Source organism: Acuticoccus sp. MNP-M23 (genome assembly GCF_031195445.1).
GTDB lineage: Bacteria > Pseudomonadota > Alphaproteobacteria > Rhizobiales > Amorphaceae > Acuticoccus.
Genome location: NZ_CP133480.1, coordinates 1,386,969 through 1,411,294, shown reverse-complemented (window position 1 = coordinate 1,411,294; position 24,326 = coordinate 1,386,969). Strand labels below are relative to the sequence as shown.

Here is a 24,326-nt window from a genome sequence, read left to right as displayed (position 1 = left end):
GGTTTTGGAGGCTTTGCCAATGAACGCGCCTGTCCGCATTTCCAGCGGCCCGCTTGAGCGGCGGCGGTCGATCCCCGTCAACGTCGGCGGGGTCACCGTGGGCGGCGACGCGCCGATCGTCGTGCAGTCGATGACCAACACCGATACTGCCGATATTGCCGGCACCATTGCGCAGGTGGCAGCGCTGGCCGCGGCAGGCTCGGAACTGGTGCGCATCACCGTCGACCGCGATGAAGCCGCCGCCGCCGTCCCGAAGATCCGTGACGGGCTGGCGCTGCGCGGCGTCAACGTGCCGCTGGTGGGTGATTTCCACTATATCGGCCACAAGCTCCTTGCCGACCATCCGGCATGCGCCGAGGCGCTGGCCAAATACCGCATCAACCCCGGCAACGTCGGCTACAAGGCCAAGCGGGACACGCAGTTCGCGTCGATCATCGAGATGGCGATGCGGTACGACAAGCCGGTGCGCATCGGGGTCAACTGGGGTTCGCTCGATCAGGAGCTCCTGACGCAGCTGATGGACGAGAACTCCCGGTCCGATGCGCCGATCTCCGCCGCTGCCGTGCTGCGCGAAGCGATGGTGGTGTCCGGGATCTCGTCGGCCCGCCGCGCCGAAGAGCTTGGTCTGGGCGCCGACAAGATCCTGATTTCGGCCAAGGTGAGCGACGTCCAGCAGCTGATCGCGGTCTACCGCGACCTTGCGGCGCGCTGCGAATATGCGCTCCATCTGGGGCTCACCGAGGCAGGCATGGGCTCCAAGGGGATTGTCGCGTCCTCTGCGGCGCTCGGCATCCTGTTGCAGGAGGGGATTGGCGACACGATCCGCATCTCGCTGACACCGGAGCCTGGCGGCGACCGCACGAAGGAAGTCACCGTCGCGCAGGAGCTTTTGCAGACCATGGGGTTCCGCGCTTTCCTTCCGGTGGTTTCGGCCTGCCCCGGCTGCGGGCGGACGACATCGACCGTGTTTCAGGAGCTGGCGCAGGACATTCAGGGCTTCATCGGCACCAAGATGCCGGAGTGGAGCCAAGCCTACCCCGGCGTCGAGACCATGAAGGTCGCCGTGATGGGCTGCATCGTCAACGGCCCCGGCGAGAGCAAGCATGCCGACATCGGCATCTCGCTCCCCGGCACCGGCGAGACGCCGACGGCGCCTGTCTTCATCGACGGTGAGAAGACCCAGACCCTCCGTGGTCCGGCAATTGCCAGCGATTTCAAGGCGATCGTCGAGGATTACGTGGTGCGGCGCTACGGCGAGAGCGGGGTGCGCTGACCATGGACGCCGCCGATATTGCCGGTCATGTGCCCGAGTGGACGCTTGAAGACGGCGGCAAGGCGATCGGCCGCGATTTAAAGTTTGCAAACTTTCGCGCCGCGTTCGCGTTCATGACAGAGGTCGCGCTTGCGGCCGAAAAGATGAACCACCACCCGGAGTGGTCGAACGTGTACAACAAAGTCTCTATCCGCCTGACGACGCACGATGCCGGCACGCTGACCGATAAGGACATCGCGCTGGCCAAAGCCATCGACAAGGCCGCGCACGGGCGCACGCGATGACCCGCACACCAGGCAACACGCCGCTGGACGGCGAGATCCTGATGCCCGAGCCGGTGATGGATGCGGACGATGCCGCGCAGCGCGAAAACGCGGTCAAGAAAGGTTTCTGGCGCACGTTGAAGCGCGCGGCACGCCAGATCCCGTTTACGCACGACCTTGCGGCGGCGTATTATTGTGCCATCGACCCGGAAGTCCCGTTCCGTGTGCGGGCGACCTTGCTCGGGGCGCTCGCCTACTTCGTCGCGCCAATCGACGCGCTACCGGATATAATTCTGGGTATCGGCTTTACGGATGATGCCACCGTGCTTGTTGGCGCGATCAGCATGGTGGCTGCTCACATCACGGCCGCTCATCGTGAGCGTGCCAAACAAGCCCTGGCAGAATAAATCAGCGATCCAGCCCATAGCGCAACCCTCCATCACGCGCCGCCGGCACGTCCCACAACGGGCGTGCCGCTTCCCTGCGGGCGCTGTATTCCTCAATGCCAATGTCGGCCAGCATCCGCTGGTCGAGCCGTTCTAGTGTCCGCCGCTCCGACCAGACGTCGAGCCACAGTCGGATACGTTTCAGTAAACGCGGCCGGGTCGCTCCGGGCGCATACTTGCGTGTAATTACAGTTTCCATGGTGCCCTCCTCAGCCCCGTTGCAACTTGATATGCGGTGAGGAGGTCGATAAAGAAAACGAAACGTTCTGATGTATTCGATCACGGATATTGATCATGGCTCGCAATCTCGACATCTCCGCGCTGCGCAGTTTCGTCGCAATTGCCGAGAGCGGTGGCGTCACCCGTGCGGCGACCCGGCTGAACCTCACCCAGTCCGCCGTGTCGATGCAGCTGAAGCGCCTTGAAATGGCGCTCGGTCAGCCATTGTTCGAGCGCGAGCGCAAGAAAATGAACCCGACCGCCCATGGCGAGCAGCTCTTGAGTTATGCCGTCCGAATGCTCGACCTCAACGACGAAGTCTACGCGCGGATGACCGAGCGTGCGTTCGAGGGCGAGCTAACCCTCGGCGCGCCGCATGACATCATCTATCCGCACATACCTGATGTGCTGAAGCGTTTTGCGCGCGATTATCCGCGCGTGCGCATTTCCCTCCAGTCGTCCTATACGGCCCACCTCATCGAGCAGTACAACGCCGGCGAGGTCGATGTCATCTTGACGACGGAAACCCATCCGGGCGCCTCCGCCGAGATCTTGCAGGAGTCGCCGCTGGTGTGGATCGGCGCGCCGGGCGGGACAGCCTGGCGCCAGCGTCCGCTGCCGCTGGCGTTCGAGACCGGCTGCATCTTTCGCCCCTGGGTCCAGCGTGCGCTGGACGAGGTGGGCATTCCATGGACAATGGCGGTGGACTCGCTTTCCATCCGCACCATTGATGCGACCGTGTCGGCAGATTTTGCGGTGCACGCCGCCATCAACTTCACGGTCCAGAGGCGTTACGAGCTGATCGAGCATGGCGGCTTGCTGCCGGAACTTCCCTCCATCAAGGTTGCGCTCTACGTCCGCAACGGGCCCAAACACGCGCTTGCGCAGAAGCTTGCCGACGTGGTTCGGGAAAACTGGGCGGACGGAACGACCCATGACAAGGCCATGGCGGCGGAGTGAACATTCACCGTCTCTTCAGGCATTCCCGTCAAAAAGGGGAGACGTTTGCGCATATTGTCAGGCCAAGATGGCAAATGCGTAACGCGGCGGGGCTTGACCGCGCCGCTCTGCCTCTGGAATGGGAGGGGCACGGCCCTCTTCGGACACTGGGATCATAGAATGCGGACGATTGCGGCACTCCTTTTCCTGCTGTGGCCCATCGCGGCCTCTGCGCAGGGCGCGCCTACGCTGCTTCAGCAGTACAACGATTGGGAAGCTTACCGGTACGACGGTGGCGGTCAGAAGACCTGCTACATCCTGTCCAAGCCGAAGACGTTGCAGCCCACCAACCGCAACCATGGTGACGTCTTTTTCTTCCTGACCTCGCGGCCGGGCGAAAACGTCTTCAACGAGGTATCGGTTCTGGTCGGCTACCCGTTTGCGCCCGAAGGTCAGGTCACGGTCGATATCGACGGTCAGACCTTCAACCTCTTCACCAAGGACGATGGCGCCTGGGTGGAGCAGCCTGCCGACGAGAAGCAGCTCGTCGCGGCGATGAAGGCCGGCAAGTCGATGGTCGTGAAGGGCAAGTCTGCCCGCGGCACCGAGACCACCTACACCTTTTCGCTTTCCGGCGTGACGGCGGGCACCAACCGCCTGACCAGCGAGTGCCCCAACTGACATGGCCAACCTCTCCCTCCTGAAGCGCCGCACGGGTGACACGGCGGTCACGCCTGCCGTCACCGCCATGCCGGCGCCGGAGGGGGCGCAGCTGATCGGCGCCACGCGTGACGAACTGGCCGCCCACTGCGCGGCCGCAGGCATTCCGTCGCACCAGATCAAGATGCGCGTGGCCCAGCTCTGGCACTGGCTTTATGTGCGCGGGGCCTCCAGCTTCGACGAGATGACCAATATCGCGGCGCCGGCCCGTACGGCGCTGTCCGGCACGCTCCCCATCGGTTCTGCCGAAATGGTGGAAGAGCAGATCTCCACCGACGGGACGCGCAAGTGGCTGATCCGCCTGCCTGCCCGTGGCGCCGGCCGCCCGGTCGAGGTGGAGACGGTCTACATCCCGGAGGAAAACCGCGGGACGTTGTGCGTGTCCAGCCAGGTGGGCTGCACGCTGGCCTGCACCTTCTGCCACACCGGCACCCAGCGCATGGTGCGTAACCTCACCGCCGGCGAAATTGTCGAGCAGGTTGTGTTCGCCCGCCGCCGTCTGGGTGATTTCGCGAAGCCGGGCGAGGCCGAGGGCGATGTCGCCGGTCCCGCCACCGGGCGGATGATCTCCAACGTCGTCCTGATGGGCATGGGCGAGCCGCTCTACAATTACGACAACGTGAAGGCTGCCATGGCCATCGTGTCGGACGGGGAGGGGCTGTCCCTCTCCCGCCGGCGGATCACGCTGTCCACCTCCGGCGTCGTGCCGACCATCCACCGCGTGGGTGCGGAGATGAACGTGCTCCTCGCCATCTCGCTCCATGCCGTGCGCGACGAAACCCGCGACGAGCTGGTGCCGCTCAACAAGAAATATCCCATCGCGCAGTTGATGGACGCGTGCCGCAATTATCCCGGCCTCTCCAACGCCCGGCGGATCACCTTCGAGTACGTGATGCTGAAGGGCATCAACGACAGTCCGGCCGAGGCGCGCGAACTTGTGGCGCTGATCCGAGGCATTCCGGCCAAGATCAACCTCATCCCGTTCAACCCGTGGCCGGGCTCGCCGTATGAGTGCTCGGACTGGGACACCATCGAAGAGTTCGCCGACATCGTGAACCGCGCGGGCTATGCCTCGCCGGTGCGCACGCCGCGCGGGCAGGACATCTTCGCCGCCTGCGGCCAGCTGCGCTCCGCCTCCCAGAAGGTCTCCGCGCGCGAGCAGCGCGCCGCCCTGGCGGCCGAATGAGATGACCGCGATCTGGGCCCTCACTGCCCAAATCTGCATGATCGCGCTCGGCTACGGGGCCGCCCTCGCCACCGGGGCCGCCTTTGCCACCGTTGCCGTCATGCAGTTCGAGACATCGCAGCTCACCAGCGACTGGCGGGTTCTCACCGAAGCGGTGGTGATCTGGCTGTCCTTCGGCATCACGGGCCTTCAGGCCAGTTTCGGCCCGGCCGCGATTGCCATTGCGGTGTGCGAGGGGATGAAATTGCGCGGGCTCGTCGCCTACCTTGTCGCAGCCATTGTGGTGGGCCTTGCCACGGCATTGCCGCTGGGCGCTGCGCTCTACGGGCAGGAGTACCCGCCGCTGGACCGTGACGCGCTGACACTGACGGTTGCTGCCGCCGCAGTGGGCGGGTTTTTCTACTGGCTGATTGCCGGGCGGACCGCTGGCCGCTGGATGGCCTACCCCTGGTCCGACGGGCACCCCCGCTAGCGCCTGCGCCGCGAGGGTTGCCATCGCAGCCGATCCGGCGCGCGGGATCCCCGTTCTCGCGCCTGGAGGGATGCGGCCTGCCCGCCCCTTGATTGCACTTTTACGGGTGCGGCAAATTCGCCCTGTCCGGATGATGAGGAACAATAATGTCTGGTTTGTTGTGGCTGCTCAGCCTGCCTTTTCGCGTGCTCGGCTATGTGAGCGTGATTGCGGCGTTTGCGGCAGGCTTCTGGGACCTGTGGCAGTCGGTCCGGACCGACAGCCTGGTTCTGACCCCGCTGGGTGAGTTGTGGTACCGGCTTTCTGCCGATTCGCTGAACCTCACCCAGGCGGTGACGCAGCGTTACATCCACCCCGCGGTGTGGGATCCGGTGCTGATCTACTTTCTCAAGCTGCCCAGCTTCATGGCGCTGCTCATTTTTGCCGCCTTGGTGCTGCTCATCGCGCAGCTTATCTATCGTCCGAGGTAGGCGGTTCCATCCGCCACAAGAGGAGGCTTGCCATGAATATCTTCGCACGCTTTTCCAAGCCGATGACGCTGCCCACGGCGGATGACGCCTTGCCCGGCCGCGCCGAGCCGCTCCAGACCGCCGAGCGCCATGCGGTGAACGGCGAGCCGTTGCAGGGCCATTGGCCCGGCATGGAGACAGCCGTGTTCGCCATGGGCTGTTTCTGGGGCGCCGAGCGCTTGTTCTGGATGATGGACGGGGTCACGGTCACCGCGGTGGGGTACATCGGCGGCGTGACGGCCAACCCCAACTATCGCGAAGTCTGTTCCGGAAAGACCGGGCACACCGAGGGCGTGCTGGTGGTGTACGACCCCGAGAAAGTCACGTTCGAAAAGCTGGTCTCAAAATTCTTCGAGGGGCATGATCCGACGCAGGGCATGCGCCAGGGCAACGATGTCGGCACCCAGTACCGCTCGGCCATCTTCGTCAACGGTGAGGATCGGCAGGCGGTGGCGGAGAAGATCAAGGCCGCCTTCGAGGCGAAGCTGAAAGCGGCGGGTCACGGGGAGATCACCACCACGATCCACGCCGCACAGACGTTCTACTACGCCGAAGCCGAGCACCAGCAATACCTGCACAAGGTGCCGAACGGCTATTGCGGGCTGGGCGGCACCGGCGTCAGTTGTCCGGTGGGGCTGGGCGCGGCGGCCTAGGCACGGGCAGCACGGCGGACAGGACGTTGCGGCAGGCCCGCGGCATCCGCGCCATGGTCAGCGGCAGTTTTTTCCTGGCGCCGGGCCGGGGCGTGTAGGGCGCATCGGTGAACCAGTAGTCCAGCGGGGCGCCGCAGCCGTCGCCCGCCGGCGGAGGCCGCTGGCCCCGGCACCAGCGCGCGCCGCGCGGGCAGTCAAGCCGCACATGAAAATGCTTATAATGGCCGTACCAGGGGCGGATCTTGCCCAGCCAGGCACGGTCCGCCGTGGGCGTTTCCCATGCGCAAAGGCTCCGCTTCAGCAGCGGATGCACGAAGATCCGCGCCACCCGCTCGTCGCGGGCCGCATGGCGCAGCAGCCGTGCAAACGGGGCGGTGAATTTTTCCGGCGCAACGGCGCTGCTGTCCGCGTTCAGCATGGACAGGAAGGGCACAGTCTCGCGCTCCTCTTCCGACAGGCGCGGCTCGGGCATGTCGGCAAACCAGATGTCGGCATCGAGGCCGATCTGGTGGCTGGAGTGGCCGGACAGCATCGGCCCGCCGCGCGGCTGGCTGAGATCGCCGACAAGCAGGCCGCGCAGCCCGAGCACGGGGGCCGCTGCCGCAAGCTCCTTCACGAAACCAACCAGCGCCGGATGCCCGTATCTGCGGTTCCGCGACAAGCGCATGGCCTGAAACGACGGCCCGTCGGCCGGCAGCGCCACTGCCCCCGCCAGGCACCCGCGCGAATAGCTGCCAATGGCCGCGGGCGCCTGCGGGCTCGGGGTCTGCTCCCGTCCGAAGGCGAATTTGGCAAGGTCGTCGTCACCCGCCGCGGCGGCACCGGGGCCAAGCAGCAGGCAGAGCGCAAGGGCGAGCGCCAGTCTCACCGGCCAACCAACGACCTGTAGCCCCAGCCGATCCACGACGGTTTCACCATGTGGCCGCCGGCGTGGAGGCAGAGGGCGAGAATGTCGCCGTTTTCGGCCGCAGCGCCCTCGCAGCTGAGGTCTTCCGGCGGGTCCAGCGGCGGCAGTTCGCGGTCATACGCGCCGGCAGTGCCAAGGGCCGCCAGCGCGGTTTTTACATCGCCCTGGCGCACATCGGCAATGGCGCGGCCGGCCATGGGCACCACGGGATCGGCGGTGCCGTGGATGTGGATGAGGTTGACGTCGCCGAATGCGCAGTCCCTGGGGACGGGCGCCCAGAAGGTGCCGGACACTGGCAGAAAGCCCCTGAACCGGTCGGCGCGGTGGCACGCAAGCGTCCACGTCATCATCCCGCCGGCGGAAAAGCCCGTCGCCAGAAGACGGTCTGCGTCAATGGGAAACCGTGCCGTAACGTCGGCGAGCACGGCGTCGAAATAGTCCAGCTCGCGGTGATCGTCGGTGAAGCCCTGCTGCGGCGCGTTGCGGATCAGCCAGTCCTCGCCACCGGACTTGGTGGCGATCAGCGCAACGCCGAGGTCCTGCGCCATCTTGCGCATCGCACCGTTGTTCATCACGCCCGCTGCATTGCCGCGGTAGCCATGGCTGTAGACAATGGCGCCGAACGGGCCGTCCCCCTCCGGCACCGCAATGCGATAGGTGCGCTTGCCGATCACACAATCAGTATCCGGTCCGCAGGCCATTGCGGACGGAGCCAGAAGCGCCAGGGCCGCAGCGCAGAACATGAGCCGCATAGTCCGATCTCCATTGAAGCTTCGACGTTAGCAGACCCGGCGGGATGGGCCAGCGCCGCGCCGCCCCCGCCTCGCCTGGTACGACGCCGCCGGGGCGCGGTGAACCTCATCACCAGATCGCTCGCCGGAGAGCTTGCGCCGCCCGCTTGCCGGTGCAAGCGTTCGCCAAAACCAACAGGACCTGCCGAATGCCCGATCCGACCCCGCCCGTTGCGCCGCTGACTGCCGATGAAAAGCGCAGCAGGGTGCAGGCCTTCCGCTGGTTTCACAGTCTTGACCTTGGCGACGGGGTGACGACACCGGGAGTCGTGTCGGCCGAGCGGCTGGCGTTCCAGTCCGACCGGGTGTTCAAGCATCCGGTTGACGGGCTCTCGGTGCTGGATATCGGCTGCTGGGACGGGCATTTTGCCTTCGAGGCCAAGCGGCGCGGTGCAGCGCGGGTGCTGGGTGCGGACCATTTCGTGTGGGACGGGCCGGGTTGGGGCGACAAGGGCGCCTTCGACCTGGCGCGCGGGTTGATCGACCCCACGGTCGAAGATCAGGTCATTGATATCGACGACATGACGCCGGAAACCGTGGGCGAATTCGATGTCGTCCTGTTCCTCGGCATCCTCTACCACCTCAAGAATCCACTCTCGGTGATCGAGCAGATGTCCCGTCTTGCAGGCAGGATGATCGTCATCGAGACGCACATGGACCAGCGCCTGCCGCCGGAGCCGCCGGCAATGGTGTTTTATCCGTTCGACGAGCTGAACAAGGATCCGTCCAATTGGTGGGGCCCCAACCCGGCGGCCGTCATTGCAATGTTGCACGCGTGCGGTTTCAGCAAGGTGGAAGCGGACGAACCCTATTATTCAGGCGGCGGATCGCGCTGTCTCGTTCATGGTATCCGCTAGAAATCACGCGGACTCGAAGCATAAAAGCAAAATTCCTGGAACTATAATTAGACCTTCCGCGAGTCGATTATTTGGATCGGACTTGCTCTCGCGGTAAAACTCGTGTCCTTTCAGTGGCAGCGATCGTAAGAATCGCCCCAGGGAGGACACCAATGAGCCACACGACTCGTCGTCGCTTTCTACAGACGGGCGGCGCTGCCGCCATCGGCGTTTCAGCACTTGCTGCACCCAACGTTGTTCGTGCGCAGGACGCCACTGTTCTGAAGATGCAGTCTGCATGGACGGCATCGAACATATTTCAGGAAATGGCACAGCAATACGCTGACCGCGTGGAGAAAATGTCCGGCGGCCGCCTGAAGATCGATCTTCTGCCGGCGGGCGCGGTGGTGCAGGCGTTCCAGCTCCAGGATGCTGTTGCCGATGGCATTCTGGACGGCGGCCACCACGTCACCGCCTACTGGTACGGCAAGAACAAGGCGGCCTCGCTGTTCGGAACCGGCCCGGTCTTCGGCACAGACGCGCAGCAGATGCTGGCGTGGATCAATTTCGGCGGCGGGCGGGCCCTTTACGACGAGCTGATCAACGACATTCTCGGCCTCGACCTTGTCGGCTTCTTCGCAATGCCGATGCCGACCCAGCCGCTCGGCTGGTTCAAGAACGAGGTCACGTCCATCGAGGACATGCAGGGGCTCAAATACCGCACCGTGGGCCTTGCGACCGACATCATGCAGGGCATCGGCCTTTCGGTGGCGCAGCTGCCGGGCGGCGAAATCGTGCCCGCGCTGGAACGCGGCGTCATCGACGCATTCGAGTTCAACAACCCGACATCGGACAAGCAGTTCGGCGCGCAGGACGTGTCGAAGGTCTACATGCTCGGTTCCTACCACCAGGCGGCGGAATTCTTCGAGATCATGTTCAACAAGGGCCTCTACGAGAGCCTGCCGGAAGAGCACCAGGCGATCCTCGAATATGCCGCCGAGGCCGCCTCCACCGCCAACTACGGGCTGGCGATGGACCGCTATTCGGCCGATCTCGTGGACCTGCGCGACAACAACGGCGTCAACGTCTACCGCACGCCCACCTCGATCATGGAAGCGCAGCTGGACAGCTGGGACACCGTGCTTGAAGACCTCACGCAGGACGATTTCTTCGGCCGCGTGGTCAAGTCGCAGAAGGACTGGTCGGACCGGGTCGGTTATTACAACCTCCTCAACCAGGCCGACTACAAGCTCGCCTACGACCACTATTTCCCGGGCAAGCTCGGCTTCTGACACCGCACGACGGACGGGCGGGGTTAAGCGGGACTCTCGCGCCACTGCCAGGTCCGAAACTGAAAGCGCCGCCCGGTTTTCCGAGGCGGCGCCTTTGTCCGCGCCCCTCGCGCTCCGGGAGCCTGACCGACCGTGGAAACCTACATCCGCTTTGCCGACAAGGTGTCCGCCTGGTTCGGCCGCGCGTTCGCCTGGTGCATCATCCTGATGACCTTCGGCGTCGCCTACGAGGTTGTGGTGCGTTACATCTTCCGCAACCCGACCTCCTGGTCCTTCGACATTTCGTACATGATGTACGGCGCGCTGTTCATGATGGCGGGTGCCTACACCCTGTCGCGCGACGGGCATGTGCGGGCGGACGTGTTCTACCGGCTGTGGCCGGTGCGCGTGCAGGGCGCCGTGGAATTCGTCCTCTACTTCCTGTTCTTCTTTCCGGGCGTTCTGGCGCTGATCATCGCCGGGTGGAAATACGCCTCGCGCTCGGTCGGCTACCGGGAGGTCTCGGTGATGAGCCCGGCCGGCGTGCCGATCTTCCAGTTCAAGATGATCATCGTTGCCGCCGGTGTGCTTCTGTTCATCCAGGGCATTGCGCAGGTGTTCCGCTGCGTCATCGCCATGAAGCGCGGGGCCTGGCCGCCGCGCGAAGGCGACATCGAGGAGCTGGAGACCCAGCTCATCAAGGGCAAAGAGACCGACATTCTGAGGCACGGCTCGGAGGCGGTGGACGTGGTGGCGCCCGCCGCGACACCCAGGCCCCGCCAGCCCCGCTGATATCCGCCCCACCGCAGACCCAGACCCAGCCAGGAGACCCCGGTGACAGATCCTCAAGTGGCCGTTCTGATGCTGGCTTCGTTCATCGTCATCATCATGCTGGGCTTTCCCATTGCCTTCACGCTGATGGCGATGGCGGTGGGCTTTGGCTACTACGCCTATTTCGACGCCACGCGTCAGTTTCGCGTCTACGACCGGATTGCGGAGGCCGGTGATGCCGGCATCTTCGAGCTGTGGAGCGAGTGGCTCCAGAGTTTCCTCAACAACCGCATTTTCGACCTTCTGGTGAACCAGACCTACGGCGTGATGAGCAACGACGTGCTCACCGCCGTGCCGCTGTTCCTGTTCATGGGCTACGTTGTGGAGCGGGCCAACATTGTGGACCGCCTGTTCTCCACCCTGCAGATTGCGGCGCGGCGCATTCCAGGCTCCATGGCCGTCGCGGCGCTGATCACCTGCGCGCTGTTTGCGACCGCCACCGGCATTGTCGGCGCGGTGGTCACGTTGATGGGTCTCCTGGCATTCCCGGCGATGCTCAACGCGCGCTACAACACAAGCTTCTCGGCCGGTGTGATCTGCGCGGGCGGAACCCTCGGCATTCTCATTCCGCCGTCGATCATGCTGATCGTCTACGCCGCCACGTCCAACGTCTCCATCGTCCGCCTTTATGCCGGCGCGCTGTTGCCGGGCATGCTGCTGGCCGGGCTTTACGTGGTCTACGTGATCGGCCGCGCGTGGTTGCAGCCGTCGATCGCGCCCAAGCTGCGCGAGGAGGATGTGTCGCACATCTCCACGAGCAAGGTGGTCATCATGATGATCACCTCGTTCGTGCCGCTGGCGGTGCTTATCTTTTCGGTGCTGGGGGCGATCCTGTTCGGCCTTGCAACGCCCTCCGAGGCGGCAGCCATCGGCGCGCTCGGCGGTCTGTTGCTGGCGATGGCCTACCGCGCACTCACCTGGGACCGCCTTCGCGAAAGCGTCTACCTCACGGTCCGAACCTCCGCCATGGTGTGCTGGCTGTTCGTCGGCTCGTGGACGTTCGCGTCGGTGTTTTCCTATCTTGGCGGCGAGCAGCTGGTGTCGGAGTTCGTCACCGGGCTCAATCTTTCACCGCTGGAATTCCTCATTCTCGCGCAGATCATCATCTTCCTCCTGGGCTGGCCGCTGGAATGGTCGGAGATCATCATCATCTTCGTGCCGATCTTCCTGCCGCTCCTGGTGGTGTTCGAGATCGACCCGCTGTTCTTCGGCATCCTTGTGGCCCTGAACCTGCAAACGTCCTTCCTGACGCCGCCGATGGCGATGAGTGCCTACTACCTCAAGGGCATCGCGCCACCACAGGTGCGCTTGGCGCAGATCTTTGCAGGCTGTATGCCTTTCTTGGCTATGGTCTTTCTCACGATGGTGATTCTCTACGTGTTCCCCGATATCGTCTTCTGGCTGCCCAATCTCGTGTACGGCCGTTGAGCGCGCCGTCCGCCGTCGAAATCGCCCGCCAGGTCGCCGCTGGCGCACTGTCTGCGCGTGACGTCACCGATGCGTGTCTGGCGCGGATCGAGGCGCGCGACGGCGAGGTTCATGCCTTTGTGCATGTGGACCCCGCCCACGCCCGCCATCAGGCGGATGCGCTGGATGCCCACCGCCGGGCCGGCTGCCCGCTGGGGCCGCTCCACGGCATTCCGGTCGGCATCAAGGACATCATCGATACCGCAGATCAGCCGACTGCGAATGGCAGCAAGCTCGACGAGGGCCGCCAGCCGAAGGCCGATGCGACGCTGGTTGCGCGACTGCGCGCTGCCGGCGCTGTCATCATCGGCAAGACGGTCTCCACCGAATTTGCCTATATCCACCCTGGGCCGACCCGCAATCCGCACAATCTGGCGCACACGCCGGGGGGCTCCTCTCAGGGGTCCGCCGCCGCGGTGGCGGACGGGATGGTGCCTTTAGCCGTCGGCACGCAGACGGTGGGGTCGGTGATCCGTCCGGCCTCGTTCTGCGGCGTGGTCGCGATGAAGCCGACCTTCGGGACCATTTCGGCAACCGGCGTGCTCGACCTTTGCAGCCCGTTCGACACCATCGGCGCGTTTGCCGCCAACCTGCCCGATGTTGCGCTGCTGGTGAACGCCATGCAGGGCCATGACCCGGCCGACCCGCGCACCAGGATGATTGCCCACGCCGACCTTCTGGCCGCAGCCACGAGCGAGCCGCCGGTGGCGCCGACATTCGCCGTTGTCGGCGGCCCGTTCTGGGACGAAGCCTCGCCCGACATGCAGGCGTTGCTGGGCGAGGTGGCCGATGCCCTCGGCGGGCGCGCCGAACGGGTCGACCTGCCGGCGGTGTTCGACAACGCGCTGCCCGCGCACCTCGCCATCATGAAGACGCATTTCGCCAAGAACCTTGCCCATTACCGCCGCCGCGACGCGGACGGCATCAGCCCGGTCATGCGGCAGGCCATGGATGAAGGCGCCGCCATCACCGCCGCGGACTACCTCAGCGCGCTCGACTGGCAGACCGTGCTGCGCGACGGTCTTTCCCGGATCTTCGACCGGTTCGACGCGATCATCACGCCGGCGGCGCCGGGCGAGGCGCCCGAAACGCTGGACAGCACCGGCGACAGCCGCTTCAACGCGTTGTGGACCTTCGTCGGCGCGCCTTCCGTGACCCTGCCGCTGGGCAAGGGCGCCCACGGTTTGCCGCTCGGCGTGCAGGTGGTCGGCAGGCCGGGCGAGGATGCGCGGCTACTGCGCAGTGCCGCGTGGCTGTCAAAAACGCTCGAAACGGCCTAGAGTTTGCCCGATTTTTCGGTTTCCCTCTGGGTCGCTGTCATCGCGATCACCCTTGTGGCCGGGTTCGTGAAGGGGACCGTCGGCTTTGCAATGCCGATGATCATGATTTCGGGCCTCGGCTCCCTGCTGCCGCCCGAGCTGGCGCTGGCCGCCCTGATGTTTCCGACCCTTGCCACCAATGCGGCGCAGGCCATGCGCGGTGGCGGTTCGGCTGCGCTCGCGTCCGCCAAAAAGCACTGGCGCTACATCGTGATCGTCATGGTGATGATTGCGTGCAGCGCACAGCTGGTGTCGATCCTGCCATCCTGGGCGCTGTTCCTGATCATCGGCGTTCCGGTGGTGATCTTCGCGCTGATCCAGCTTGCTGGCGTCCGGTTCACGATCCCGCCGTCCGGGAAGGTGTATGCCGAGTTCGGCCTCGGCGGCTTTTCGGGCTTTGTGGGCGGGATGTCCGGGGTGTGGGGGCCGCCGACGGTGCTCTACCTCACCGCGCTCGACACGCCGAAGGTGGAACAGATGCGCGTGCAGGGCATCATCTACGGCCTTGCCGCCGTGGTCCTGTGCGCAGCGCACATCAATTCGGGCGTATTGACCCTGGCCACGGCGCCGCTCTCGGCCGTGCTTCTCATTCCGGCGATGCTTGGCATTGCGGTTGGCTTCCGCATGTCCGATGCGCTGGATCAAGTGAAATTCCGCAAGGCAACCCTGGTGGTCCTGGTGGTGGCCGGGCTGAACCTGATCCGGCGTGGCATTGAAGGCTTCTGACGCTTCTGTCCCAGAATGCTGTTAGGTTTCAGCCATCGGCGTGCTGACAAGGAATTTGCCAATGACACCGCTTGATTGGGTGCTATCCCTCCTCGGCCTTTCCGGGCTGATTGCGTTCGTGGGAATTATCGCTGTTTTCGTGCCCGAGCCGGCCCTTCTGGCTGTGATCGGCATCACAGTAATGCTTGCAGTCTATGATTTCTGGGTCAGACCGCTCTTGCATCGCCACAATTAATCGGTAGGACGACCTCTGGATTGGGGCTTTCGTTTGTTGCAGCTATATGCATGCCGCTGATTGATGCACGGCTTCATGTTGCAGTGCAGCGAAGGTTCGTCTAGGCCTGCAGCCTAGCATTTGGAGCGTGCGTCAATGACACAGCCGACTTTGGATCGCCTCGTCGAGATTTCCCTCGAGGCGGGCCGCGCAATCATGCCCCACTACGAAAGTGGCGGCGAGGCCCGCGAGAAGGGCGACGGTTCCCCGGTTACCGTTGCCGACGAAGCAGCCGAAGAGATCATTCTCCAGCGCCTGCGCGAAGACGGCGTCGAGACCATTGTGGCCGAAGAGGCCATGGCCGCCGGCAAGATGCCCCCGCCTGCGGACATCTTCTACCTTGTCGACCCGCTGGACGGGACGCGTGAATTCATCTCCAAGAACGGCGAATTCACCGTCAACATCGCGCGGATCGAGCATGGCAAGCCGGTTTCGGGCGTGGTCTACGCACCCGCCATCAACGTGATCTACGCTGGCGACGAGAACGGTGCATGGCGCGCCGACGTGGTGGACGGCAAGGTCGGCACCCGCACGCCGCTGACGGTTGCAGCGCCCGACGCCGCAGTGCGCGTCGTCGCCTCGCGCTCCCACCTGACCGACGAGACCAAGGCGTTCATCGACCGGTTCACGGTCGAGAGCTTCGTCTCGTCCGGGTCATCGCTCAAATTCTGCCGCGTTGCTGAAGCTGCGGCAGACCTTTATCCCCGCATGGGTCGCACCATGGAGTGGGACACCGCAGCCGGGCACGCCGTGCTGAAGGCAGCTGGCGGTGAAGTCTACACGCTCGACGGCGCGCCGCTCTCCTATGGCAAGCGCGACGGCGACACGTTCGCCAATCCTCATTTTGTGGCCGCGGGTGCGTTCGACCCGTTCGCCCTCGCCGCGTAACCCTTTTTCACAGGACACACCGTATGGCAGTCGACCGCGGATCGCATCTGAAGCGACTGGAAGACGAATCGATTCACATCATCCGTGAGGTTGCGGCCGAATTCCGCAACCCGGTGATGCTGTATTCCATCGGCAAGGACTCGGCAGTGATGCTGCACCTTGCGATGAAGGCGTTCTATCCGTCCAAGCCGCCCTTCCCGCTGATGCACGTGGACACCACGTGGAAGTTCAAGGCGATGACGGACTTCCGTGACCAGATGGTCAAGAAGCTCGGCCTCGACCTGATCGTGCACACCAACGAGGACGGCGTGCAGCAGGGCGTCGGCCCGTTCAGCCACGGCTCGGCCTACCACACGCAGGTGATGAAGACCGACGCGCTGAAGCAGGCTCTCACCAAGTACGGCTTCGACGCGGCGTTCGGCGGTGCCCGGCGCGACGAGGAGAAGAGCCGCGCCAAGGAGCGCGTCTTCTCCTTCCGCACCACCAACCACGGCTGGGACCCCAAGACCCAGCGTCCCGAGCTCTGGCACCTCTACAACTGCCGCGTGGCCAAGGGCGAATCGATCCGCGTGTTCCCACTGTCGAACTGGACCGAGCTCGACATCTGGCAGTACATCATGATGGAAAACATCGAGATCGTGCCGCTCTACTACGCCGCCATGCGTCCGGTTCTGGAGCGTGACGGCCAGCTCATCATGCGCGATGACGAGCGCATGCCGCTAGAGCCCGGCGAGGAGCCGGAGATGAAGATGGTCCGCTTCCGCACGCTCGGCTGCTACCCGCTGACCGGCGCGGTGGAATCGCCGGCTGCGACGCTGTCCGAGATTGTCGCCGAAATGCTGATTGCCAAGACATCCGAGCGCCAGGGGCGCGTCATCGACCAGGACGAGAACGCGTCGATGGAGAAAAAGAAGCGCGAGGGTTACTTCTGATGCAACAGTCCGCCATCGCAGAAAATTTTTCAGCCGAAGAATTTGCCGAGTATCTGGAGAGTCAGGAAAGGAAGTCCTTCCTGCGCTTCATCACGTGCGGCTCCGTCGACGACGGCAAGTCCACGCTGATCGGCCGTCTTCTGTACGAAACCAAGCTGATCTTCGAGGATCAGCTGGCCGCCGTCGAGCGCGACTCGAAGAAGCACGGCACCACCGGTGAAGAGATCGACCTTGCGCTGCTGGTCGACGGCCTGGAGGCCGAGCGTCAGCAGGGCATCACCATCGATGTCGCCTACCGCTTCTTCACCACCGACAAGCGCAAGTTCATTGTGGCCGACACCCCCGGCCACGAGCAGTACACGCGCAACATGGCGACCGGCGCTTCCACCGCCGATCTCGCGGTCCTGCTGATCGACGCACGCCACGGCATCCAGGTGCAGACCAAGCGCCACGCCTTCCTGGTGTCGCTGCTCGGCATCCGCCACGTCGTGCTGGCGATCAACAAGATAGACCTCGTCAACTTCGACGAGGACAAGTACAACGCCATCGTGAAGGATTTCGAGCAGTTCGGCCGCTCGTTCGACTTCGACTCCATGGTCGCGGTGCCCATGTCCGCCCGCTACGGCGACAACGTCACCACCAAGTCCGAACGCACGCCGTGGTATCACGGCCCGTCGCTGCTGGAGCACCTCGAAACCATCGAGGTTCAGTCCGACCTGGAGCAGCGCCCGTTCCGGATGCCGGTGCAGTGGGTCAACCGCCCCAACCTCGACTTCCGCGGCTTCTCCGGCACCATCGCCACCGGCACGATCCGCCCCGGTGATCCCGTGGTCGTCGCAGCGTCCGGCCGTGACGCCAAGGTTTCGCGCATCGTCACCATGGATGGCGACCTGCCCGAAGCCGGCGCGTCCGATGCCGTGACCATCGTGCTCGACCGCGAGATCGACGTGTCGCGCGGCGACATCCTCGTTCCGCCGAGCCACCGCCCGGAAGTGACCGACCAGTTTGCCGCGCACATCGTTTGGATGGGTGAGGAAGAGCTGTTCCCCGGCCGGCCGTACCTGCTCAAGATCGGAACGCGCACGGTCACGGCGACGGTCACCGAGATCAAGCACCGGATCGACGTTAACACCTTCGACCACCTTGCCGCCAAGGAACTGGGCCTCAACGAGGTCGGCTTCTGTAACGTTTCGGTGTCCGAGGAAATCGCGTTCGATCCCTACGAAGCCAACCGCGATACGGGCGCCTTCATCCTGATCGACCGGATGACCAATCTCACGGTTGGCGCCGGCATGGTGTGGTTTGCGCTGCGCCGCGCGACCAACATCCACTGGCAGGCGCTGGACGTGTCCAAGACCTCCCGCGCGGCGCTGAAGGGGCAGAAGCCTGCGGTGCTGTGGTTCACCGGTCTTTCGGGCTCCGGCAAGTCGACGATTGCCAACCTCGTCGAGAAGCGGCTGCACGCGCAGGGTCGCCACACCTACATCCTCGACGGTGACAACGTGCGTCACGGCCTCAACCGCGACCTCGGCTTCACCGACACGGACCGGGTGGAGAACATCCGCCGCGTTGCCGAAACGGCGCGGCTGTTCACCGAAGCCGGCATGATCACGCTGGTCTCGTTCATCTCTCCGTTCCAGGCCGAACGCCGGATGGCGCGCGACATGGTGGAGGACGGCGAGTTCCTCGAGGTCTACATCGATACGCCGATCGACGTTTGCCGGACGCGGGACCCCAAGGGCCTCTACAAGAAGGCGGATGCTGGTGAGCTGAAGAACTTCACCGGCGTCGACAGCCCCTACGAAGGGCCGGAAAACCCGGAGATCGCCATCGACACCACGCTGGGTGAGCCCGAAGAGCACGCCGAGCGGATCGTGAAGCTCCTGAAGGAGCGCGGGATCATCGACTGATCCCTGCCGCTCGCGATTGCAGCCAATCAAAAGCCGCCGGCCCAGCGCCGGCGGCTTTTTTGCATTTTGATCGATCAATGGCGCAATAGGCAACAAAAAGGTTGCGCGAGCGGCTGATGCCTCTAAAGTGCAACTTATGAGTTGCCAATTGGAGCGCCAGATCATGACAATCGAACAGCCCGAACCCGCCTGCGTCGACGTTGCGGATGCCATAGTCGAAGAGATCGAGATTGCCGCGCCTGTCGCCCGCGTCTGGCGAGCGCTCACCGATGCGGCCGAGTTCGGCCAGTGGTTCGGTGCCACCATCAGCGCGCCGTTTCGCGAGGGCGAGACGGTGGAGGCGCACCTCACGCTGCGCGGAAAGGACTATGTGGTGCAAATGAATGTGCAGGCGTTGGAAGCGCCGGACCGCTTCGTCTACACATGGCACCCCTACGCGCTGGACCCCGCGATCGATTATTCGCAGGAGCCGGAAACGGTGGTCGAGTTCCGGCTTGCTGCCCGCGATACGGGGACGCTTCTCACCGTCCGGGAGAGCGGGTTCGACGCCATTCCCGCATTCCGCCGGGCCGAAGCCTTCCGGATGAATACAAGCGGCTGGTCCTATCAGCTCGCCAACATCGGACGCCATGCCTCAGAACGACCCTGACCCCGAACCCGGCCTTCCTGCCACGGCCCCGGTCTTCGCCGCCCTCGGAGACCGGACGCGGCTCACCATCGTGGCCACCTTGTCGGCGGGGGACCCGCGCTCCATCAGCGCGCTGGCCGATACATCAGACCTGACGCGGCAGGCGGTGACCAAACACCTGAAGGTGCTGGAAGGCGCCGGCCTGGTGCAAAGCCGCAGGATCGGCCGGGAAACGGTGTATTCGTTTGAGGGGGAAGCCCTTGCCGGCGCCTGTGCGCAGCTCGATGCCATCGCCCGCCAGTGGCAGGGTGCGCTGGGCCGCCTGAAGCAACATGTGGAGGACGACGCGGACAGTTGAGCCGGTCCGCGCGTCGCTCAGCTGTGCTGCGGCAGCGCGCCGGTGCGCTCCCAGTGCAGCGCGTCGGCCAGGCGATCGTCGCCCCAGAAGAGTGACCCGTCGGCAGTCACGAAGGACGGGGCCCCGAAAATGCCGAGTGATTTTGCGCGGTCCACCGCGGCAAACAGCGCTTCCTTGACGGGCGGTGCGGCGGCTTGCTCCAGCACGGTTGCAGGCGACAGCCCGGCCGCGAGCGCCGCTTCCTTGATGATATCGGGGTTGGCAATATCGTTGCCGTTGGCGAAGATTTCCGCAAATACCGCGCGCGAAAAGGCCGGACGCTGCGCTGCGTCGACGGCAATGGCGGCGCGGGCCGCCAGAACGCTCTTTTGCGGAAAATCGCCGGGTTTGGCGAAGCGTTCGCCCCGATGGGCGGCACGGCGGGCAATATCACGCCACATGTATTCGGCCTTGGTGGCCAGCATCAGGTTCGGCGAACCGCCATAGCCCGCTTCGGCAAAGATCGGCCCGAGCAGGAAGGGCTGCCAGATCACCTCCACGCCCTCGTCCGCAGCCAGCGCCTCCACCCGCAAGGCGGCCAGATAGGAGTAAGTCGAGGAAAAATCATACCAGAAGGTCAGCGCCATCGCTCGTCTCCGCTTGGTGCGTTGCTCAAAGGCGAAGGCAGGGCCTGCCCTTGCGGCATCACGCTGGGTCCAGCACCGATGGGAAAATCGGCGCGCTGTCAACAGCCCGGCTCCGGATGCCGTCGCCATGGCGGGCACTGCTTTCCGGAACGCAGGGAAGGGGCGCCGGATTGCGCCGCTCCGCAGGGCGCCGCCATTTCTCCGCCGCCGGCGCGGGAAAGCGTGCGGCCGGCATGTGAGTGACCTTGATGGGTTTGAGACCGGGATGGGGTTGAGACCGGGCGCTGTCTTCTCCAAGGTCGCTCCACATGCAAGCAGGGGGTCTACATGCGCATCGCACCGGTCGTCGCGGCATTCCTGGCCGCGGTTCTGCCGCACGCCGCACTGGCGGATTCGCGCCCGGCCATCATCGACGCGGCGTGGGACACCCGGCCTTACGTCAAGGCGCTTGCCGCCTCGGGCGTTGAGGTGGTCGGCCGCTATCTGGCGCGCTGTCCGCAGCCGGAGCGCGGCATTCCGGAAAAGCGGCTGATGGACCAGGGTCTCATCAACGATCCGCGCAGCGAGGTGCGGCAGATCATCGACAACGGCATGGCGGTGCTGTCGATCTACCAGTTCAACAACGACTCCAAGCAGAAATTCTTCGGCAAGGACCGCAACGGCAAGCCGCTGCCCGACGGGTCATGCCGCGCAACAAGCCGGCCGCGCACCCCGGCGCAGGAGGGCGCGCTGGACGCCAAGGCGGCCGTGGCGCAGGCCCGCGCGCTGGGCCAGCCGCGGGGCAGCGCGATCTATTTCGGCGTCGACATCGCGTTCAGCGCCGGCGATGCACCCACCCGCAAGGCAATGCTGGAATACATGACCGAGGTGCGCCGCATCCTGCGCGGTGCGCGCTACAAGCTGGGGGCCTACGGCAACGGCGATGCGCTTGATGTGCTGCAAAATGCACGATTGATCGACCATTCGTGGCTGTCCGCATCCCGCGCCTACCCCGGCACGACGGCCTTCCACAATTCCAGCCGGTGGGACCTCTTCCAGCACGGGGTGAACCTTGAATGGTTCACCGGAACGCCGGGCGCCTGCCGCCGCGGTCTGCCGCTGGACACCAACATCAAGAATGCCCGCTTTGCCAACAAGCCGCTGGGGGCCTGGACCCGCCGCGGGATCGTCCGGATCAAGGCAAGCCGCACGCGCGAGGTCTATGCCGCCCACCGTTTTGCCTGCGACGGCGATGCCCGCATCCGCAAAAGCGCCAACTCCGGCCCGCGCGATCTCATTTCCAGCCAGAGCCGCTGCCGGGGTGGCCGCACCGTGCGCCACAGCGACACGGTGGATTACGCCAACGCCGCCCGCATCGGCCGGCAGGCGGGCGATCTGGTCGAGGTCGATTATGACCACGACGGCACGTTCGACGGCTGGACCGCGCGGTCAAACCTCTCGCCCGACTTCGGCTCGAAGCCGGCATGGATCTCGTCGCGCGCGGCGAGGCGCGGCGCACGCTGCCGGTAGGCCGCGCCTGCGCGCCGAAGCGGGTCCGCGCCTACAGGCCGGAGTGCTGGAGGAGGGCGTAAATCCGTCGCTGGCGGCCCAGAAACTCGGCCGCCTCGTCGAACGGCAGCGCCGGTGCAAAGACGAAACCCTGGCCCACGGTGCAGCCGATTGCCCTGAGCTTTCGCAGCGTTTCTTCGTCCTCGATGCCTTCGGCCACCATCTGGAGGCCGAGCTTGCGGGCCATCTGGACGATGGCGGTGACGATCTGCTGGTCGGACGCGCTGGAGCCGGCGTGGGTGATGAAGCTGCGGTCGATCTTGATTTCGCGAATGAACGGCTCGCGGATGTGCTTGAGCGAGGCAAAGCCGGTGCCGAAATCATCCAGCGCAATGGTGAAGCCCGCGTCGCAAAGCGCGTGAAGGTTGTCCTGCACAATGTGCTTTTCGCGGATCAGGACGTTTTCCAGCACCTCGAACACGATGCGTGATGCGGGCACCTTGTACCTGGATTGCAGCGCTTCGACCATGTCGAGAAAATTCGCACGGTGCAGCTGCAGCGCGTTGAGGTTGACCGCAATGTGGCCGAAATCGAGCGACATGCGGGAGAATTGGCTGGCGGCCCGGAAGGCGCCCACCATCGACACATCCGACAGTTCGGCGCCGATGCCGGCGGCGTTGAAGGCCGGCATGAATGCGCCGGGCGTGAGAATGCCCCGTTGCGGGTGGATCCAGCGGCACAGCGCCTCGAAGCCCACCACAAGCCCGCTCTCCAGGTCCACTTTCGGCTGAAAGAAGGGCGTGAACTCGTCGTCCTTCAGCGCGAGGCGGACGTCCTCGATAATCTTGCGCTCCTTTTCGCGCTTGTCGCGGATGAGCGGATTATAGCGGTGTACGCTGCTGACGCCGCTGCGCGTCGCCTCCGACAACGCAAAGGAGGCGGCGTCGTAAAGGTCGAGCCCCGTGGTGGTATCGTCCGGATAGATGGCAACGCCGATGGAGGCGCTGAGGGTGCTGGCTTCGTCTCCGATGGAGACATTGCTCTCCAGTGCATCCTTGATGATGCGGGCGCGGCGCATGAGGCCGTCCTCGTCGGTCACGTGATCCATGACGATGGCGAATTCCTCGCCGCTGAGCCGGAGCACAACGTCGTTGGTGCGCACGTTGGCGGTGAGGGCGCGGGCGGCAAAGCGCAGCACCGCGTCACCGTTTGCGCGGGCAAAGTGCTGCTCCGTGTTCCGCATCGTGTCCAGCGAGATGAGGAGCAGCCCGGCCATTGTCTCGGATTTCTGGGCGCGGGTGGTGGCGCTGCTCACCGCGTCACCAAACGCGTTGGCATTGAGGATCTCGGTCAGCGGATCGTGCCGGGCGGTATGTTCCGCGGCGCGCAGGGCGGTGCGGTGGTCGCTGATATCTTCCACAGTGGCAATCCAGGCGGGATCGGCAGCCTCAACCTCAGCCTCGGGGTCCAGCATCATCCGCCGGATCCGAACGGATGTCATCGTGCCGTCGGGGTTGTCGATGTCGTACTCGCCGGACCTGGGGCCGTTCCCATGGGTACCGCTGAGGAGATCGCGCACGGCGGCCCGGTCGTGCGGGGCGAAGCAGGCGCTGAGATTCTCCACTGAATCGATGTCGCGCAGCCGCATGATGCGCAGGACCCGCTCGGACACGGTGAGGGTCCCGCTGTCCCCGTGGCAGGCGATGGTGCCGACCCCGGCCAGCGCCTGCACCTTCTCGTGCAGGGCCACTTCCTCGGTGAGCCGGTTGGTCCACATCATGGCCGCGCGCACGCGCTGGCCATAGTCGCCGCCGATTTCGTGCAGCAGCGCGGCGAGGGCGGTGTCCCGTTCTGAGGCCGTCTTGCGGCCGGGGTCGATGGCGGCGATCCACACATCGCGCCCGAACAGGGTCACGGGAATGCTGACGGCAATGCCGATGGGCGTGCTTGCCGGCAACGCCGGATCGATGAGGGTGGTGACCCCGGCGATTTCCGGCGCCTGCCAGGCGCGCACATAGGGTGCGGTGTCGAAATCCTGTTCTTCGGCAAGGGGGTAGATGGTGGTGTCCCCAAAGCCCGGCAGGTGGATCAGCGCCAGCGGCATGTCGAGAATCTGCGCCGCAAACTCGGCAAGTCGCGCTGCCCGGATGGTGTAGGCGGGCAGCGCGACTTCATTGAACCGGGATGCGGAGCCGTTGGCCCTTGGCGGATCGCGCGGCGGGCCTTCGCGTGGTGGCTGGGCGTGCGTCATCGGCAGCGGCGCCCTGCCCGCAAACCACCTGCACCACTCCGCTTCCGTCCTGCGACCACGCGTCCCCCGCTGCGCACCCGTGCGCTTCGCCGATGTGCGGAGCGAGCACTCCGTCAGCGGTAACGATAGAGGATGCGGCCTTC

Annotated in this window: 27 protein-coding genes; 22 read left to right on the top strand and 5 right to left on the bottom strand. The window is 64.9% G+C overall.

What is annotated here, in order from left to right; genetic code table 11:
• Window positions 1-19: 19 nt before the first annotated feature.
• From ispG to RDV64_RS06700, 3 genes are read left to right on the top strand one after another with little or no spacing between them, the layout of a single operon-like run.
• Window positions 20-1,273 (top strand): flavodoxin-dependent (E)-4-hydroxy-3-methylbut-2-enyl-diphosphate synthase, encoded by a 1,254-nt coding sequence (gene ispG, locus RDV64_RS06710; protein ID WP_309198497.1) that lies wholly within the window; start codon window positions 20-22, stop codon window positions 1,271-1,273.
• Between the two features lie 2 nt (window positions 1,274-1,275).
• Complete coding sequence (locus tag RDV64_RS06705) at window positions 1,276-1,557, top strand: 4a-hydroxytetrahydrobiopterin dehydratase (protein WP_309198496.1); 282 nt, start codon at window positions 1,276-1,278, stop codon at window positions 1,555-1,557.
• Window positions 1,554-1,943, top strand: a complete 390-nt coding sequence (locus tag RDV64_RS06700; RefSeq protein WP_309198495.1) for a YkvA family protein — start codon at window positions 1,554-1,556, stop codon at window positions 1,941-1,943. Before RDV64_RS06705 ends, RDV64_RS06700 begins: the two co-directional genes overlap by 4 nt.
• A 1-nt stretch (window position 1,944) precedes the next feature.
• On the opposite strand, the gene RDV64_RS06695 is transcribed toward RDV64_RS06700, so the two are convergent.
• Window positions 1,945-2,181 carry a hypothetical protein gene (locus RDV64_RS06695; RefSeq protein WP_309198494.1) on the bottom strand — a complete coding sequence of 79 codons (237 nt, stop codon included), beginning with the start codon at window positions 2,179-2,181 and terminating at the stop codon, window positions 1,945-1,947.
• 95 nt (window positions 2,182-2,276) lie between these two features.
• Here RDV64_RS06695 and RDV64_RS06690 point away from each other — a divergent pair, with 95 nt between their 5' ends.
• The 6 genes from RDV64_RS06690 to msrA all read left to right on the top strand — a co-directional run bounded on the left by RDV64_RS06690 (window position 2,277) and on the right by msrA (window position 6,680).
• Window positions 2,277-3,161, top strand: coding sequence for a LysR family transcriptional regulator (locus tag RDV64_RS06690; protein WP_309198493.1), 885 nt, complete (start codon window positions 2,277-2,279; stop codon window positions 3,159-3,161).
• A gap of 159 nt (window positions 3,162-3,320) precedes the next feature.
• On the top strand, window positions 3,321-3,821 hold the full coding sequence (locus RDV64_RS06685; protein ID WP_309198492.1) for an invasion associated locus B family protein: 501 nt from the start codon (window positions 3,321-3,323) through the stop codon (window positions 3,819-3,821).
• Window position 3,822: 1 nt separating this feature from the next.
• Window positions 3,823-5,046 carry a 23S rRNA (adenine(2503)-C(2))-methyltransferase RlmN gene (rlmN, locus tag RDV64_RS06680; RefSeq protein ID WP_375143794.1) on the top strand — a complete coding sequence of 408 codons (1,224 nt, stop codon included), beginning with the start codon at window positions 3,823-3,825 and terminating at the stop codon, window positions 5,044-5,046.
• Between the two features lies 1 nt (window position 5,047).
• Window positions 5,048-5,518, top strand: coding sequence for a hypothetical protein (locus RDV64_RS06675; RefSeq protein WP_309198491.1), 471 nt, complete (start codon window positions 5,048-5,050; stop codon window positions 5,516-5,518).
• A 146-nt stretch (window positions 5,519-5,664) separates the two neighbouring features.
• Window positions 5,665-5,988, top strand: a complete 324-nt coding sequence (locus RDV64_RS06670; protein ID WP_309198490.1) for a hypothetical protein — start codon at window positions 5,665-5,667, stop codon at window positions 5,986-5,988.
• 32 nt (window positions 5,989-6,020) lie between these two features.
• The gene (gene msrA, locus RDV64_RS06665; RefSeq protein ID WP_309198489.1) at window positions 6,021-6,680 is read left to right on the top strand and encodes a peptide-methionine (S)-S-oxide reductase MsrA; all 660 of its coding nucleotides are present in this window, start codon (window positions 6,021-6,023) and stop codon (window positions 6,678-6,680) included.
• Here the strand turns inward: msrA and mepA are convergent.
• Both mepA and RDV64_RS06655 read right to left on the bottom strand, forming a co-directional pair.
• The gene (gene mepA / locus RDV64_RS06660; RefSeq protein WP_309198488.1) at window positions 6,646-7,548 is read right to left on the bottom strand and encodes a penicillin-insensitive murein endopeptidase; all 903 of its coding nucleotides are present in this window, start codon (window positions 7,546-7,548) and stop codon (window positions 6,646-6,648) included. The genes msrA and mepA overlap by 35 nt on opposite strands.
• A complete protein-coding gene (locus tag RDV64_RS06655; RefSeq protein WP_309198487.1) occupies window positions 7,545-8,339 on the bottom strand; it encodes a prolyl oligopeptidase family serine peptidase in 795 nt (264 codons plus the stop codon). Before RDV64_RS06655 ends, mepA begins: the two co-directional genes overlap by 4 nt.
• A gap of 188 nt (window positions 8,340-8,527) precedes the next feature.
• Between RDV64_RS06655 and RDV64_RS06650 the strand changes: the two genes are divergently transcribed.
• From RDV64_RS06650 to RDV64_RS06595, 12 genes are all read left to right on the top strand, one after another.
• Window positions 8,528-9,235 (top strand): DUF1698 domain-containing protein, encoded by a 708-nt coding sequence (locus RDV64_RS06650; RefSeq protein WP_309198486.1) that lies wholly within the window; start codon window positions 8,528-8,530, stop codon window positions 9,233-9,235.
• A gap of 152 nt (window positions 9,236-9,387) precedes the next feature.
• On the top strand, window positions 9,388-10,506 hold the full coding sequence (locus RDV64_RS06645; protein ID WP_309198485.1) for a TRAP transporter substrate-binding protein: 1,119 nt from the start codon (window positions 9,388-9,390) through the stop codon (window positions 10,504-10,506).
• A 132-nt stretch (window positions 10,507-10,638) separates the two neighbouring features.
• Window positions 10,639-11,277 (top strand): TRAP transporter small permease subunit, encoded by a 639-nt coding sequence (locus RDV64_RS06640; protein ID WP_309198484.1) that lies wholly within the window; start codon window positions 10,639-10,641, stop codon window positions 11,275-11,277.
• 42 nt (window positions 11,278-11,319) lie between these two features.
• Window positions 11,320-12,744, top strand: a complete 1,425-nt coding sequence (locus RDV64_RS06635) for a TRAP transporter large permease subunit (RefSeq protein ID WP_309198483.1) — start codon at window positions 11,320-11,322, stop codon at window positions 12,742-12,744.
• On the top strand, window positions 12,741-14,063 hold the full coding sequence (locus tag RDV64_RS06630; RefSeq protein WP_309198482.1) for an amidase: 1,323 nt from the start codon (window positions 12,741-12,743) through the stop codon (window positions 14,061-14,063). Before RDV64_RS06635 ends, RDV64_RS06630 begins: the two co-directional genes overlap by 4 nt.
• 3 nt (window positions 14,064-14,066) lie before the next feature.
• A complete protein-coding gene (locus RDV64_RS06625) occupies window positions 14,067-14,828 on the top strand; it encodes a sulfite exporter TauE/SafE family protein (RefSeq protein WP_309198481.1) in 762 nt (253 codons plus the stop codon).
• A 61-nt stretch (window positions 14,829-14,889) separates the two neighbouring features.
• Window positions 14,890-15,063: a hypothetical protein gene (locus RDV64_RS06620; protein ID WP_309198480.1), complete on the top strand. Its 174-nt coding sequence runs from the start codon at window positions 14,890-14,892 to the stop codon at window positions 15,061-15,063.
• A 135-nt stretch (window positions 15,064-15,198) separates the two neighbouring features.
• Window positions 15,199-15,990, top strand: a complete 792-nt coding sequence (cysQ, locus tag RDV64_RS06615) for a 3'(2'),5'-bisphosphate nucleotidase CysQ (RefSeq protein WP_309198479.1) — start codon at window positions 15,199-15,201, stop codon at window positions 15,988-15,990.
• A gap of 23 nt (window positions 15,991-16,013) precedes the next feature.
• A complete protein-coding gene (gene cysD, locus RDV64_RS06610) occupies window positions 16,014-16,922 on the top strand; it encodes a sulfate adenylyltransferase subunit CysD (protein WP_309198478.1) in 909 nt (302 codons plus the stop codon).
• Window positions 16,922-18,832: a sulfate adenylyltransferase subunit CysN gene (cysN, locus tag RDV64_RS06605; protein WP_309198477.1), complete on the top strand. Its 1,911-nt coding sequence runs from the start codon at window positions 16,922-16,924 to the stop codon at window positions 18,830-18,832. The genes cysD and cysN overlap by 1 nt, the downstream gene beginning before the upstream one ends.
• A 163-nt stretch (window positions 18,833-18,995) precedes the next feature.
• Window positions 18,996-19,481, top strand: coding sequence for an SRPBCC family protein (locus RDV64_RS06600; RefSeq protein WP_309198476.1), 486 nt, complete (start codon window positions 18,996-18,998; stop codon window positions 19,479-19,481).
• Window positions 19,462-19,818 (top strand): metalloregulator ArsR/SmtB family transcription factor, encoded by a 357-nt coding sequence (locus RDV64_RS06595; RefSeq protein ID WP_309198475.1) that lies wholly within the window; start codon window positions 19,462-19,464, stop codon window positions 19,816-19,818. Before RDV64_RS06600 ends, RDV64_RS06595 begins: the two co-directional genes overlap by 20 nt.
• A 17-nt stretch (window positions 19,819-19,835) precedes the next feature.
• On the opposite strand, the gene RDV64_RS06590 is transcribed toward RDV64_RS06595, so the two are convergent.
• Complete coding sequence (locus RDV64_RS06590) at window positions 19,836-20,444, bottom strand: DsbA family protein (RefSeq protein ID WP_309198474.1); 609 nt, start codon at window positions 20,442-20,444, stop codon at window positions 19,836-19,838.
• Window positions 20,445-20,771: 327 nt separating this feature from the next.
• Between RDV64_RS06590 and RDV64_RS06585 the strand changes: the two genes are divergently transcribed.
• The gene (locus tag RDV64_RS06585) at window positions 20,772-21,953 is read left to right on the top strand and encodes a glycoside hydrolase domain-containing protein (protein WP_309198473.1); all 1,182 of its coding nucleotides are present in this window, start codon (window positions 20,772-20,774) and stop codon (window positions 21,951-21,953) included.
• A gap of 31 nt (window positions 21,954-21,984) precedes the next feature.
• Here RDV64_RS06585 and RDV64_RS06580 read toward each other — a convergent pair whose 3' ends face one another.
• On the bottom strand, window positions 21,985-24,183 hold the full coding sequence (locus RDV64_RS06580) for an EAL domain-containing protein (RefSeq protein ID WP_309198472.1): 2,199 nt from the start codon (window positions 24,181-24,183) through the stop codon (window positions 21,985-21,987).
• Window positions 24,184-24,326: the final 143 nt, after the last annotated feature.